The 11,851-nt window shown below is 73.4% G+C and carries 16 protein-coding genes; 3 read left to right on the top strand and 13 right to left on the bottom strand.

Annotated elements, in window-relative coordinates; all coding sequences use genetic code 11:
* Nucleotides 1–25 precede the first annotated feature (25 nt).
* From glpX to VM324_14725, 4 genes are read right to left on the bottom strand one after another with little or no spacing between them, the layout of a single operon-like run.
* Nucleotides 26–1,027: a class II fructose-bisphosphatase gene (gene glpX, locus VM324_14740; GenBank protein ID HVM00548.1), complete on the bottom strand. Its 1,002-nt coding sequence runs from the start codon at nucleotides 1,025–1,027 to the stop codon at nucleotides 26–28.
* A gap of 49 nt (nucleotides 1,028–1,076) precedes the next feature.
* Nucleotides 1,077–1,841 (bottom strand): enoyl-CoA hydratase/isomerase family protein, encoded by a 765-nt coding sequence (locus VM324_14735; protein HVM00547.1) that lies wholly within the window; start codon nucleotides 1,839–1,841, stop codon nucleotides 1,077–1,079.
* A gap of 10 nt (nucleotides 1,842–1,851) precedes the next feature.
* Complete coding sequence (locus VM324_14730; GenBank protein ID HVM00546.1) at nucleotides 1,852–2,205, bottom strand: SRPBCC family protein; 354 nt, start codon at nucleotides 2,203–2,205, stop codon at nucleotides 1,852–1,854.
* A complete protein-coding gene (locus tag VM324_14725; GenBank protein ID HVM00545.1) occupies nucleotides 2,202–3,479 on the bottom strand; it encodes a DUF4032 domain-containing protein in 1,278 nt (425 codons plus the stop codon). Before VM324_14725 ends, VM324_14730 begins: the two co-directional genes overlap by 4 nt.
* Before the next feature lie 23 nt (nucleotides 3,480–3,502).
* On the opposite strand from VM324_14725, the gene VM324_14720 reads away from it, so the two are divergent.
* A complete protein-coding gene (locus tag VM324_14720) occupies nucleotides 3,503–4,195 on the top strand; it encodes a PhoU domain-containing protein (protein HVM00544.1) in 693 nt (230 codons plus the stop codon).
* A 53-nt stretch (nucleotides 4,196–4,248) separates the two neighbouring features.
* Here VM324_14720 and VM324_14715 read toward each other — a convergent pair whose 3' ends face one another.
* Genes VM324_14715 through VM324_14690 form a run of 6 tightly spaced genes read right to left on the bottom strand, consistent with a single transcriptional unit; the run spans nucleotide 4,249 to nucleotide 7,720 of the window.
* Nucleotides 4,249–4,542: a PhoH family protein gene (locus VM324_14715; protein ID HVM00543.1), complete on the bottom strand. Its 294-nt coding sequence runs from the start codon at nucleotides 4,540–4,542 to the stop codon at nucleotides 4,249–4,251.
* Nucleotides 4,452–5,570, bottom strand: coding sequence for a PIN domain-containing protein (locus VM324_14710; protein HVM00542.1), 1,119 nt, complete (start codon nucleotides 5,568–5,570; stop codon nucleotides 4,452–4,454). Before VM324_14710 ends, VM324_14715 begins: the two co-directional genes overlap by 91 nt.
* 10 nt (nucleotides 5,571–5,580) lie before the next feature.
* On the bottom strand, nucleotides 5,581–6,102 hold the full coding sequence (locus tag VM324_14705) for a phosphoglycerate mutase family protein (protein ID HVM00541.1): 522 nt from the start codon (nucleotides 6,100–6,102) through the stop codon (nucleotides 5,581–5,583).
* A 42-nt stretch (nucleotides 6,103–6,144) separates the two neighbouring features.
* Nucleotides 6,145–6,747, bottom strand: coding sequence for a dTDP-4-dehydrorhamnose 3,5-epimerase family protein (locus VM324_14700; GenBank protein HVM00540.1), 603 nt, complete (start codon nucleotides 6,745–6,747; stop codon nucleotides 6,145–6,147).
* Between the two features lie 7 nt (nucleotides 6,748–6,754).
* Nucleotides 6,755–7,531: an isoprenyl transferase gene (locus VM324_14695; GenBank protein HVM00539.1), complete on the bottom strand. Its 777-nt coding sequence runs from the start codon at nucleotides 7,529–7,531 to the stop codon at nucleotides 6,755–6,757.
* 12 nt (nucleotides 7,532–7,543) lie between these two features.
* Nucleotides 7,544–7,720, bottom strand: a complete 177-nt coding sequence (locus VM324_14690) for a hypothetical protein (GenBank protein ID HVM00538.1) — start codon at nucleotides 7,718–7,720, stop codon at nucleotides 7,544–7,546.
* A gap of 92 nt (nucleotides 7,721–7,812) precedes the next feature.
* On the opposite strand from VM324_14690, the gene VM324_14685 reads away from it, so the two are divergent.
* Entirely contained in the window at nucleotides 7,813–8,463 is a 651-nt protein-coding gene (locus VM324_14685) for a TetR/AcrR family transcriptional regulator (protein HVM00537.1), read from the top strand.
* On the opposite strand, the gene VM324_14680 is transcribed toward VM324_14685, so the two are convergent.
* Nucleotides 8,456–9,313 carry a DNA-formamidopyrimidine glycosylase family protein gene (locus tag VM324_14680; protein HVM00536.1) on the bottom strand — a complete coding sequence of 286 codons (858 nt, stop codon included), beginning with the start codon at nucleotides 9,311–9,313 and terminating at the stop codon, nucleotides 8,456–8,458. The two genes, VM324_14685 and VM324_14680, sit on opposite strands and share 8 nt — an antisense overlap.
* Before the next feature lie 96 nt (nucleotides 9,314–9,409).
* Between VM324_14680 and greA the strand changes: the two genes are divergently transcribed.
* Nucleotides 9,410–9,883 carry a transcription elongation factor GreA gene (gene greA / locus VM324_14675; protein ID HVM00535.1) on the top strand — a complete coding sequence of 158 codons (474 nt, stop codon included), beginning with the start codon at nucleotides 9,410–9,412 and terminating at the stop codon, nucleotides 9,881–9,883.
* A gap of 135 nt (nucleotides 9,884–10,018) precedes the next feature.
* On the opposite strand, the gene VM324_14670 is transcribed toward greA, so the two are convergent.
* Together VM324_14670 and VM324_14665 are read right to left on the bottom strand one after the other, a co-directional pair.
* On the bottom strand, nucleotides 10,019–10,921 hold the full coding sequence (locus tag VM324_14670) for an ABC transporter permease (protein ID HVM00534.1): 903 nt from the start codon (nucleotides 10,919–10,921) through the stop codon (nucleotides 10,019–10,021).
* Nucleotides 10,887–11,849: an ABC transporter permease gene (locus VM324_14665; protein ID HVM00533.1), complete on the bottom strand. Its 963-nt coding sequence runs from the start codon at nucleotides 11,847–11,849 to the stop codon at nucleotides 10,887–10,889. The genes VM324_14670 and VM324_14665 overlap by 35 nt, the downstream gene beginning before the upstream one ends.
* Nucleotides 11,850–11,851 lie beyond the last annotated feature (2 nt).

Raw genomic sequence — 11,851 nt, 5'->3', positions numbered from 1 at the left:
CGGTGAACGGTCGGTGAACGCTCTCTTAGCCGTAGTCGACGGCGGCGTACTCGGCGACCTTGTCGAGGTTGTGGCTCGCCTTGATCCAGCGAACCGTTCCGGACTTGCCGCGCATGGCGAGCGACTCGGTGACCGCGCCGCCGGGGGTGTAGCTCACCCCGGACAGCAGGTCGCCGTCGGTGATGCCCGTCACCGCCACGAACGTGTCCTCGCTCGCACACAGCCGGTCGGTGCTCAAGACCTCGTCGACGTCGCAGCCGGCGTCGGCTGCCGCCTCACGCTCCTCGTCGTCGCGGGGCCACAGCTTGCCGAGCATCTCCCCGCCGATTGCCCGCAGGCCGCAGGCGGTGAGGACGCCCTCGGGGGTGCCCCCGATGCCGATGAGCACGTCGACGCGGCTGTCGGGCACCGCGGCGAGCAGCGCCGCGGCGACGTCGCCATGGGTGATCAGCCGCAGGCGCGCGCCGACCTGCCGCACCTCGCGCATGAGGTCGTGGTGGCGTGGGCGGTCGAGGGTCATGACGAGCAGGTCGTTGACGTCCTTGCCCTTCGCCTTCGCGATCGCTCGCAGGTTGTCGCCGACCGGCGCGTCGAAGTCGATCACCCCCGTGGCCTCCGGGCCGACGACCCACTTCATCATGTACATGATCGGGCCGGGGTCGAACAGCGTCCCGCGGGGCGCGGCCGAGATGACCGCGACCGCACCGTTGCGCCCCTCGGCGAGCAGGGTGGTGCCCTCGACCGGGTCGACGGCGATGTCGACGAGCGGCGGGTTGCCCGTGCCGACCCGCTCGCCGTTGAAGAGCATCGGCGCCTCGTCCTTCTCTCCCTCGCCGATGACGACGACGCCGTCCATCTCCACGGTGCCCAGCACCGCGCGCATCGCGTCGACGGCGGCCTGGTCACCTGATTCCTTCTCCGCCCGTCCCATCCAGCGGCCGGCTGCGAGTGCCGCGGCCTCGGTGGCACGCACGAGCTCCAGCGCGAGGTTGCGGTCGGGGGCCTGGGGGTGTCGTGAGTCGGTCACGGAGCGGTCTCCTCGGGCGGGCGGACGACGGTTGGGATGAGCATACCGGTCACCTGCCGGGGTCCAGCGCGGACCAGCCGGCGGTCCGCTTCGGGTCGGGCATGGTGAGCGCCGTGTAGTCCCCGCCGGCCTCGGCGAGCGCATGCAACGCGTCGTTCTCGACCGCGATCCGGTCGCCCGTGCCGGAGAAGCGTGCGAACAGCCGCTTGAGGTGGGTCACGGCGTCGGGGTCGTTGCCCGCGATGGCCCCCGCCACCTCGAGCGCGACGTCGAGCGCGCCGCCCGCCGGCGCGAGCCGCTGCAGGAAGCCGAGCCGCAACGCCTCCCCGGCGTCGACGGTGCGGGCGGTGAGCACGAGCTCCTTGGCCGCACCGAGACCCACGAGGCCGACGAGCTTGGCGGCGCCGACCGGCACGCCGAGGGCCGCGCCGGGGAAGCGGAACGACGCCGACGGGTCAGCGACCCGGACGTCGCAGGCCGCCGCCACCTCGGCGCCACCGCCCACGCAGTGGCCCTCCACCGCGGCGAGCGTCGGCTTCGGGCAGGTGCCGACCGCCTCGCAGACCTGACAGAACAGGTCCATGCGCCGCACGTGCCCCGCGTGGCCGAGCTCCTCGCGCAGGTCCACACCCGCCGAGAAGTGCCCGCCCGCACCGCCGACGACGAGCACCCGCACGTGCTCGGCCGCCACCGCGTCGGCGACGGCGTCGAGGAGCGCGCCGAGCAGCGCGGTGCTCATGGCGTTGCGCGCCTCGGGCCGCTCGAGCGTGAGGACCCGCACGGCGTGGCGGTCCTCGACCGCGACCAGCGCCATCCCCGACGGCCTACCGCAGGGCGTCGGCGAGCCGGGCGAGGGTGCCGTCGTGGATCCGGCGCAGCCCGGCCGGAGCGAACCGGCGCTCGAAGAAGCCCCCGATGCCCGACGCGCCCTGCCACCGGGTCGTCACCCTCACCGCCGCCGCGTGTCCCGCAGGCCGCACCGTCCACGTCGTCACGAGCGAGGACTCCGTGTCCCACTCGACGAGGGTGTCCGCTGCGGGCTCCCCGACCTCCATCCGAAAGGTCACTTGTCCCATCACGTCTCCTCGGCTCGCGGACGCGGGCCCCTGCTCGCTCGCGGGCGCGGGCCTGCGCCGCGGCCCGCCGGCGCACCTTACCGGGTCCCGCCAAAGCGTCAGCCGTAGCCCATGAAGCCGTCGTCGTCGAGGGCCAGGACGGTGCGCTCGTCCGGCACGGCGGGCAGGACCGTGCGCATGTAGGAGGCCACGGCCTCCTGCACGCCGACGTCGCGTCCGGCGCACTCCGACAGGAACCACTTGTGCTCGATCACCTCGTGGAACACCTCGGCAGGCTCGAGCTTGCCGCGGAGCCCGTCGGGGATCGCCCCCACGGTCGGCTCGAAGACCTCCGCCAGCCAGCGGTGCGCCGCGAGCGTCTCGGGCAGGGGGCGGCCGGCGCGGCGCTCCCCGCTCGCGCGGAAGTTCGCGAGGTCGTTCAGGAGGCTGCGGGCCTGGTTCTCCTGGGCCTCGAGCCCGGTGAGCGCCATGAGCCGGCGGCGGTGGTGGCCCTGCTCGGTCACGGAGATCTTCATGACGAGCCGGTCGCCGTCCTCGGCCGCGACGAGCTCGACCTCGTCGACGTCGAACCCGAGCTCGTTCAACCGCCGCATGCGCGCCTGGATGCGGTAGCGCTCGTCGGGACCGATGACCTCGTTGGTCGTGACCTCGTTCCACAGGCGGGTGTAGCGGCGGCCGAGGTCGTGGGCGACGTCGAACGCGTCGAGGTCGCCGGGCAGGCCGAGCTCCGCCTGGAGGTCGAGCAGGCCCCCGGCGACGTTCTCCTCGGTGACCTCGAGGTCGTGTTCGCGCTGCCCGTCGGACAGCTGCGGGTGCCACTCGCCGGTCTCCATGTCGACGAGGTAGGCCGCCAGCGCGCCCGCGTCCCGGCGGAACAGCGTGTTCGACAGCGAGCAGTCGCCCCAGAAGTACCCCGCGACGTGCAGGCGCACGAGCAGCATGGCGAGCGCGTCGAGCAGCCGGTCGGACAGGTCGCGGACCTCGCCCACGGGGTCGTCGCGGCGCCGGTGCTTGAACACCGTGCGGTAAGGCAGCGAGTAGTCGAGGAAGCGCGTGACGAGGACGTCCTCGAGGTTCCCGCCGGGCATCCCGGCGCGGTGCACGACGCCGGCCACGTCGACCACCGGCAGAGAGTCCTCCGCCATCTTGCGCAGCAGCCGGTACTCGCGGTCGGCGAGCCGGGGCGGCAGCTCCTTCAGCGCGTAGAGACTGCCCTCGTAGTCGATGAAGCGCACGACGTGGCGGTGCACGCCGCGGGCGACCTCCACGATCCTCTCCCCCGACCACTCCTCCATCGGCCGGCTCCACGGCAGGTCGAGGAAGTCGGGGTGGCCCGGCCGGGTGAGGATGCGCAGTCCTCTGGTGGTCGCGTCCACGACGAACACGCTACCGTGCAGGCATGGGCGACGAACCGGACCCCCTGGAGCTGCTGGAGGCGTCCAGCCGGGAACCCGTCGCCCGCGTGGACTTCCAGGCGCAGCTCGCCGCCTCGGACCGGGCGCTCGTGCGTGTCACGCGGCGCGTCGCCTCGGCCATCGAGCCGGTGACCGCGGCGTTCCTGGGAGCGGACGGGCACGGGGCGGCCACCGCGGAGACCGTGGACAGCGAGGTGGACAGCCGCTGCCGCGAGCTCGAGGAGGCCTGCTACGTCCTGCTCGCCCGCCAGTCGCCCGTCGGCAGCGACCTGCGCCGCATCGTGGCGATCCTGCGCGCCACCGCGGGTGTGCAGCGCTCGGCGAGCCTGCTTCGTCACGTCGCCGAGTCGCTGCAGTGGGTGCACCCCCCGGCCATGTCGGAGGAGGTGCGCCAGACGATCGCCCAGCTCGGGGAGGTGGCAGCCGACATCATGGGCCGGGCGGCCGACGCCTGGGAGCGCCACGACGGGCTCGCGGCGGTCGAGCTCGAGCGCCGCGACGACCAGGCGGACCTGCTCCAGAAGTGCCTGCTCACCGAGCTCTACACGGGCCGCCAGTCCGTCGAGGAGGCGGTGAGCCTCGCGCTGCTCGCGCGCTACTACGAGCGCATCGCCGACCACGGGGTGGAGGCCGCCCGCCAGGTCGCCTACGTCGTCACCGGGGAGCGCGTCGAGTAGCCGTCCGCCGGCCGAGGGCCGTCCCCGACGGTGACGCGATGCTCGCCGACGGCTCACAGGCGGGTGGCGGCGAACTCCGCGAGGGGGGAGCGCACCCCCTTCGCCATCGTGACGTGCCCGAACAGCGGCGAGCCCTTGAGCTTCTCGATGACCGCCGCCATGCCGCCGTGCGGCGAGATGTAGGGGTTGTCGACCTGGCACAGGTCGCCGCAGAACACCACCTTCGACCCGGCCGCCATGCGGGTGAGGATGACCTTCAGGGTCGGCAGCTCGAGGTTCTGCGCCTCGTCGACGACGACGTACTCGTCGGTGATGGACCGGCCGCGGAGGTAGGTGATCGCGGCCATCTCCAGCTGGCCGCGCTCGAGCAGCGCGTCGACGGCCTCCTGGGCGTGGCGCTGGTCGGTGGCCACCCAGGAGCCTCGTCTCGGCGGAACAACGCGTAGAGGTTGTCGTGGACGGCGGCCATCCACGGCTGGAGCTTCTCGTCGAGGTCACCCGGCAGGTAGCCGACCTCCTGGCGGCCGACGGCGACGAGCGGGCGGTACACCGCGAGCCGTCGGTACGCCTGCGCCTCGACGACCTGCTCGAGGCCGGCGGCGAGGGCGAGGAAGGTCTTGCCGGTCCCGGCCATGCCCATGAGCGACACGCAGGCGACGGTCGGGTCGGTCAGCAGGTCCAGCGCGAAGGTCTGGCGGGCGTCGCGGGGCGCCACGCCGAACACCCGCGGGCTGCCCGCCACGCGCCGCGCGGTCACGGTGCCGTCCGGGGCGGTGTCGACGACGCGGGCGAGCCCGCCCGTGGACGGGCCTGCCCGCAAGACCACGCACTGGTTGGTGACCAGATGATCGCCCGCGCCCGACAGCGCGACCTTGCCGTCGCGGTGCAGGGCGGCGAGCACCCGGCCGTCGACGTCGAGCTGGGCGACACCGGTGTAGTGCTCGTCGACGTGGTGGGTGTCCGCACGGTAGTCCTCGACGCTGACGCCGAGCTGGCTGCCCTTGATGCGCAGGGCCCCGTCCTTCGTCACGAGCGTGCCGCCGACGCCGAGCGCCACCGCGAGGATCCGGTGGTCGGGCGTCGTCGGGTCGAGGTAGGCGGGCAGCGGGGTGTCGACGTGGTTGCCCTCGACCCTCAGCGTCCCGCCGCCCGGCAGGGTGACGGGTTCGCGGAGGCCGCTGGGGCTGGCGGCAGGCAACCCCTCGATGAGGCGGACGGCGGCCCGGGCGTTGCGGCCCACCTCGTCCATGCGCGTCTTCTGCCGGTCGAGCTCCTCGACGACGACGAGCGGCAGGACGACGCCGTGCTCGTCGAAGCGGTACAGCGCCCCCGGGTCGGCGATGAGCACACAGGTGTCGAGCACGTAGCAGGTCATCGAACGCACCTCATTCGTGTCGCGCTGCGTCGACGCAGCGGCCGCCGTCGAACCGCAACGAGATCCACCCGCCCTTGTCGAGGCGGACGTCGGGCAGCGCCAGGCCGTCGCGGCCGGCGAGGACGGCGAGCAACGCGGGGACGACGTCGCCGTGGGAGCAGACGACGATCCGCCGGCCGGGCCGCGCGGCGGTGACCCGGTCGACGAAGGACAGGGCGCGGCCCCCGAGCCACGCGGACGCCACCCACGCGTTGCCCCGGTCGGTGCTCGGCACGGTCGCCGCCTCCCCGAGGGCCTCCTCGCCGACGATCCGCTGGCCCGCCGCGGCGGCGAGCGGCTCGAGCGTCTGGAGGCAGCGCACGGTCGGGCTCGCGTGGCAGCCGTCGATCGGTCCGCCGTCGAGGATGGCCCGGGCCAGCGCCTCCGCCTGCGCCCGGCCGACCTCGGACAGCGGGCGGTCCCAGTCGGGCCGGTCCCGCCACCCGTCACGTGACAGCGCCTCGGCGTGGCGCACGAGCTCGATCGTCGTCACCGGGGCAGGGTACAGCCCCGCCTGCTGGCGGCCGTGGAGGCCTCACCCGCCGGCGGCGTGGGCGCCCCGGGCCGCTCCGCCCCCGGCGGAGCGCCAGCGCGGATGGTCGGGGAAGAGATCGCGCAGGGTGGGGTTCTTGCGGTCGGCGTCGGACAGCACCGGGTCGGCCAGCGGCCAGAAGACCGCGAGGTCGGGGTCGTCCCATGCCACGGAGGGCTTGTCGATCCCCGGCCGCCAGTAGTCGCTCACGTCGTAGAGGTAGTCGACGGGTTCGGTGCCGAGCGTCAGGAAGGAGTTCGCCAGGCCCTCGGCGATGAAGAGGCGGATCCGCTCGCCGTCGGGGGGGTCGCCGAGCAGGAACGTGCGCGCCTCGCCGAACGTCGGCGAGTCGGGGCGGATGTCGGCGATGGCGGCCACCGCGTAGCCGCGGACCACGTATACGAGCTTGTCCCACGGCTCGGCGTGGAAGCCACGCAGCACGCCGGGCACGGAGTGCGAGTGGTTGCCCTGCCGCAGGACCGGCTCCCGGCCGAGCGCCTCGGCGATCTCCCCGATCTGGTAGGTCTGGCGGAAGAAGCCGCGCTCGTCGCCGTGCGTCGGCCAACGCACCACGAGCAACCCGGCGATGTCGGTGGTCTCGATCACGGCCGGTTCAGCGGCCGTAGCGGCGCTGGCGGGAGGCGAAGTCGCGGAGTGCGCGGAGAAAGTCGGTCTTGCGGAACGCCGGCCAGTAGGGGTCGCAGAAGTAGAACTCGCTGTTCGCCGACTGCCAGAGCATGAAGCCTGAGAGCCGGATCTCCCCGGAGGTGCGGATGATGAGGTCGGGGTCGGGGATGCCGTTCGTGTAGAGATGCGCGGAGATGGCTTCGGGGCTGAGCTCGCTGATGACCTGCCCGAGCGTCGCCCCCTCGGCGTGGCGTTCCTCGAGCAGGGCACGCAGGGCGTCGGTGATCTCCTGGCGGCCCCCGTAGCCGACGGCCACCTGGACGTGGAGGCCGGTGCCGGCGGCGGTGGCCTCCTCCGCCTCCTTCAGCACGCGGCGCAGCTCGTCGGGGACCGCGTCGAGAGCGCCGACGGCGGTGATCCGCAGGCCGCGGCTGACGTTGCGGGGCTCACTGGCCATGCGGCGGATGGTGTCGGCGATGATGTCGAGCAGGACGCTGACCTCGGCGGCGTCGCGCTGGAGGTTGTCGGTGGACAGCAGCCACAGCGTGACGTAGGGGATGCCCAGCTCGTGGCACCAGTCGACGAGCTCGTGGATCTTCCCGGCGCCGATGCGGTGACCCTCGGTGACGGTCTCCAGGCCCTTCTCCCGGGCGAAACGCCGGTTGCCGTCGAGCACCACGCCGACGTGGCGGGGCAGTGCGCCGCCACGCAGACCCGCGGCCAGGCGCCGTTCGTAGAGCCGGTAGAGCAGCTCGATCCTCATCGGGGGAAGATTCTACGTCGCCGCCGGCGCCGCCGACCCGAGGGTCTGGCGCATGCGGAGGGCGGCGACCGCTGCGACCGTCGCGAAGGCAGGGTAGGCGGGTACGGCGAGCCTGCGGCGGCCGTAGGTGTCGGCCACCTTCCCGGCCGGCCACAGCACCGCGAGCTGCGCGAGGGCCCCCAGCGTCAAGGCGAGGCCGACGAGGAACGGTCCCGCCCACCACGAGCGTGACCTCGCCGCGGGAAGCGCGCGCGTCCCGCCCCCGGGGTAGGCTGACGGCCATGGAGGGGGTGGCCACATTCTTCACCGGCACGCGGGTCGACGCGGCCTCGCGGCGGGAGAGCCGGCGGCGCCAGCTGCTCGACGCCGCCGACCGCGTGATCCGCAGGGACGGGCCCTCCGCCTCGATGGACAGCATCGCCGCGGAGGCCGGCATCACGAAGCCGATCCTCTATCGCCACTTCGGCGACAAGGGCGAGCTCTACCGCATGCTCGCCGAGCGCTACGTGGAGCCGGTGATGGGAGCGCTCATGCCGGCGCTCACGCAGGCGGCCGACGCGAGGACGCGCCTGCGCGCCGCGGTCGACGTGTACCTCGCGTTCATCGAGGCGGAGCCGCAGATCTACCGCTTCCTCATGCACCCGGCGCTGGGCGAGCAGCAGGAGGCACGCGCCACCGTGTCGGACTTCGTCCTGCGGGTCGGCCGCGAGGTCGGGGCGGCGATCGGCGAGGAGCTGGAGCGCAAGGGATTGGACACCGCGCCCGCGGGGGCGTGGGGGCACGGGATCGTCGGCATGGTGCAGGTCGCCGGCGACTGGTGGCTGCGGGAGGGCACGATGCCGCGGGCGGAGCTCGTCGACCACCTCTCCGCGCTCGCGTGGCACGGCCTGTGCGTGCTCGGAAACGGCCCCGGCCGCGACGCGGCTACTTGAGGAACTTGCTCGTCGTGTTGTCCGCAAGGACCCTGCCGCCGGTCTGGCACGTCGGGCAGTAGTTGACGGTGTAGTCGCGGTACCCGACGGCGCGGACGGTGTCGCCGCACGCGGGGCACGCCTCGCCGGTGCGCCCGTGGACGGCCGCGGGACGCTCCCTGGACGCGCTCATGTCCTCGCGCGCCTGCTCGGCCGCCAGCCCCTCCAGGACGCAGGAGCGGATGGCGTCGACGACGCGCCCGGCGTCGACGGAGAGCTTGGCGGTGGGCGCGAACGGCGACAGCCGTGCCCGGTGGCACACCTCGTTGGCGAGGCGGCGCCCCAGGCCGGCGACCACCCGCTGGTCACGTAGGAAGGTGTGCAGGCGCATGGGATGCGCCGCGAGCAGCGCCGCCATACCTTCCTCGTCGACCGCGTCCGCCTCCGGCCCGAGCTCGGACAGCGGCGGGACGGCGAGCGGGTCGCCGGCGACCACCCACACACCCGCCCGGTGCTCGGTGCCGGCCTCGGTGAGCAGGAGCCCCCGGTCGTCGGCGAAGACCCACCGCGCCACCCCTCCCTTCGGCCGCACCGCCGGCCTTCGGGATCCCGGCCGGGGTCGTGTGCCGTCGACGCGCAGGCGCCCGCCCTGCATGAGGTGGACGACGAACGTGAGATCCCCGAAGTCGAGCAGGAGGTACTTGCCCCGGCGGCGCACCGCCTCGAGCGCGCGACCCACCGCCGCCTCCGGCGGTGGGTCGTAGGTCTTCAGGGCGGTGAACGCGAGCGGCTGAAACCGCGACAGGTCCGCACCGGCGAACGCCGCGCTCAGCCGCTCGGCGTGGGCCTGCACCTCGGGAAGCTCGGGCATGGTGTGGCTAAACCGTAGACTCTCCGTTCGCCCCCAGCACCTGCGACAAGGATGCCCGCACATGACCGTCGAGCAGCGCAGCCTTCGGGTCCGGCCGTGACCGACACCGTCTGGCTGTCCCAGTCCGCGTACGAGCGCCTCAGCGCCGAGCTCGCCCACCTCAAGACCGAAGGGCGCCAGCAGGCCTCGGCGGCCATCGAGGAGGCCCGCGCCCACGGCGACCTGCGCGAGAACGCCGAGTACCACTCGGCCAAGGAGGAGCAGGGCAAGATGGAGGCCCGTATCCGCCAGCTGGAGCAGATGCTGCGCGACGCCCGTGTCGGCGAGGCTCCCGAGGGGGACACGGTCGCCGCCGGCATGGTCGTCACGACTCGCGACGAGCAAGGCGACGAGGAGACCTTCCTGCTCGGCAGCCGTGAGGACCGGGTTCCGGGGCTGAGCGTCGTAAGCGCGCAGTCACCCCTCGGCCGCGCGCTCGTCGGGCGGCACGTCGGCGAGACGGTGACCTACGCCGCGCCCGCCGGCGAGTTCTCCATCACGGTGACCGCGGTGCGGCCTTTGAGCGAATAGCGGTTCTCGCGTCGCCGGAGGAGCTCCTCGACGTCGCCCTGTGGCTGCGCGGGGAGGGCTTCGCCGAGCGTCTCGACGCCCGGCAGCGTTCGGACCCCCGGGGGTGACGCGCCGACCTCGGGGCGCCGCTGCGGGTCAGCGCCGGCCGCCGAGCACGTCGTTGAGCGCGTCGCCGACGAGGTTGAGGCCGAGCACCGCCACGACGATGGCGACGCCGGGGAAGAAGGACATCCACCAGGCGACCCGCAGGAAGCGCTGCGCCTGCCCCGCGAGATAACCCCAGCTGATCCGTGACGGGTCTCCGAGGCCGATGAAGCCGAGGGTCGCCTCGAGCAGGATCACCTGCGCGAGCAGCAACCCGAGGAACACGACGACGGCCGGCAGCGCGTTCGGCAGGATCTCGCGCACGACGACGCGGGCCGCGGACGCCCCGCTTGCGATGGAGGCCTCGACGAACTCGCGCTGGCGCAGGCTCATCACTTCCGCGCGCACGACCCGAGCGAGGATCTCCCACGACGTGAGGCCGAGCACGAGCACGAGCAGCTCGAGGCTCGCACCGAACGCGGCGATGACGACGACCGCGAGGAAGAACCGCGGCAGCACCTGGAACAGCTCGGTGACCCGCATGAGGACGTCGTCGACGAGCCCCCCGCGATAGCCCGACAGCGTGCCGACGAGCACCCCGATGACGACCGCGAGCAGGCCGACGAGCACCGCCACCGTCAGCGACGTGCGTGCCCCGTGGACGATGCCCGCGAGCAGGTCGCGGCCGAGGTCGTCGGTGCCCATGGGGTGGGCAGGCGAGGGCGCCTGGAGGGCAGGGCCGACGGGCCGGAACGGCGACTCGGGCACGAGGACGTCGGCAAGCAGGGCGACCGCGACGACCGTCGTGGACAGCGCCGCGCCGGCGGCCCCTCCGGGCGTGCGCAGGAGACGGCGCACGAGGCGGCGCCGCCGTGGCCGGCCGGGGTGGTGGGCGACACCGCCGGCCTCGGGCGGCTCGTCAGCGATACCGGATACGGGGGTCGAGCAGGGCATAGACGATGTCCGTGGCGAGGTTGGCGAGGATGACGCTGAAGGCGACGAGGAAGAAGATGGCGAGCAGCACCGGCGCGTCCCGGGTCTGCGTCGCGGACAGCAGCAGCCGGCCGAGACCCGGCCACCCGAAGACGATCTCGACGACGATCGCGCCGGAGACGAGATGGCCGACGCGAGCGCCGACGACCGTGGCGACCGGCAGCAGCGCTCGCCGTAGGGCGTGGCGCAGGAGTGCCCGGGATTGCGACAGCCCCTTGGCGCGCGCGGTGCGGACGTAGTCGCGCGCGAGCTCCTCGAGCAACCCCGCACGGGTGAAGCGGGCGACGACCGCGGTCTCCTGCGTCGCGAGCACGACGGCGGGCAGCACGAGGTGGCGCGCGAGGTCGAGCACGGACGCGAGGCCCGTCGTGGTCGCCACCCCCGACATCCCCTGGACGGGGAAGAAGCGCAGTCGCAGCGCGAGGGTCAGCACCGCGAGCTGCGCCACCCAGAACACCGGTGCGGCGTAGAGCCCGAGCGCGGCGCCGTTGACGAGGAGGTCACGCCATCCGCGCGGTCGCGAGGCGGCGATGACCCCGAGCGCGACGCCGGCCACGCTCGACAGGACGAGGGCGGTCGCGGTCAGCAGCAACGTGGCGGGCACCCGTTCGAGCACCACCTCGGTGGCGGGCCGTCCCCTGGTGTAGGAGACCCCGAGGTCGCCGCGCAGCACGTTGCTTGCGTAGGTGACGAGCTGCTCGTGCAACGGCCGGTCGAGCCCGAACTTCTCGCGCATGAAGGCGTAGTACGCCTCGTCGCCGCTCTGCCCCGCGAGGGCGACGAGCGGGTCGCCCGGCGCGAGGTGGATGAGCAGCCAGCCGACGAGGACGATCCCGGCGACCGACGGCACCACCTGAGCGAGCCGCCACCCGATGTAGCGGGGGCTCACTC

The sequence above is a fragment of the Egibacteraceae bacterium genome (assembly GCA_035540635.1).
Lineage (GTDB): Bacteria > Actinomycetota > Nitriliruptoria > Euzebyales > Egibacteraceae > DATLGH01.
The sequence above is the reverse complement of the archived record's forward strand: the minus strand, read 5'-3'. Positions and strand labels throughout refer to the sequence as shown.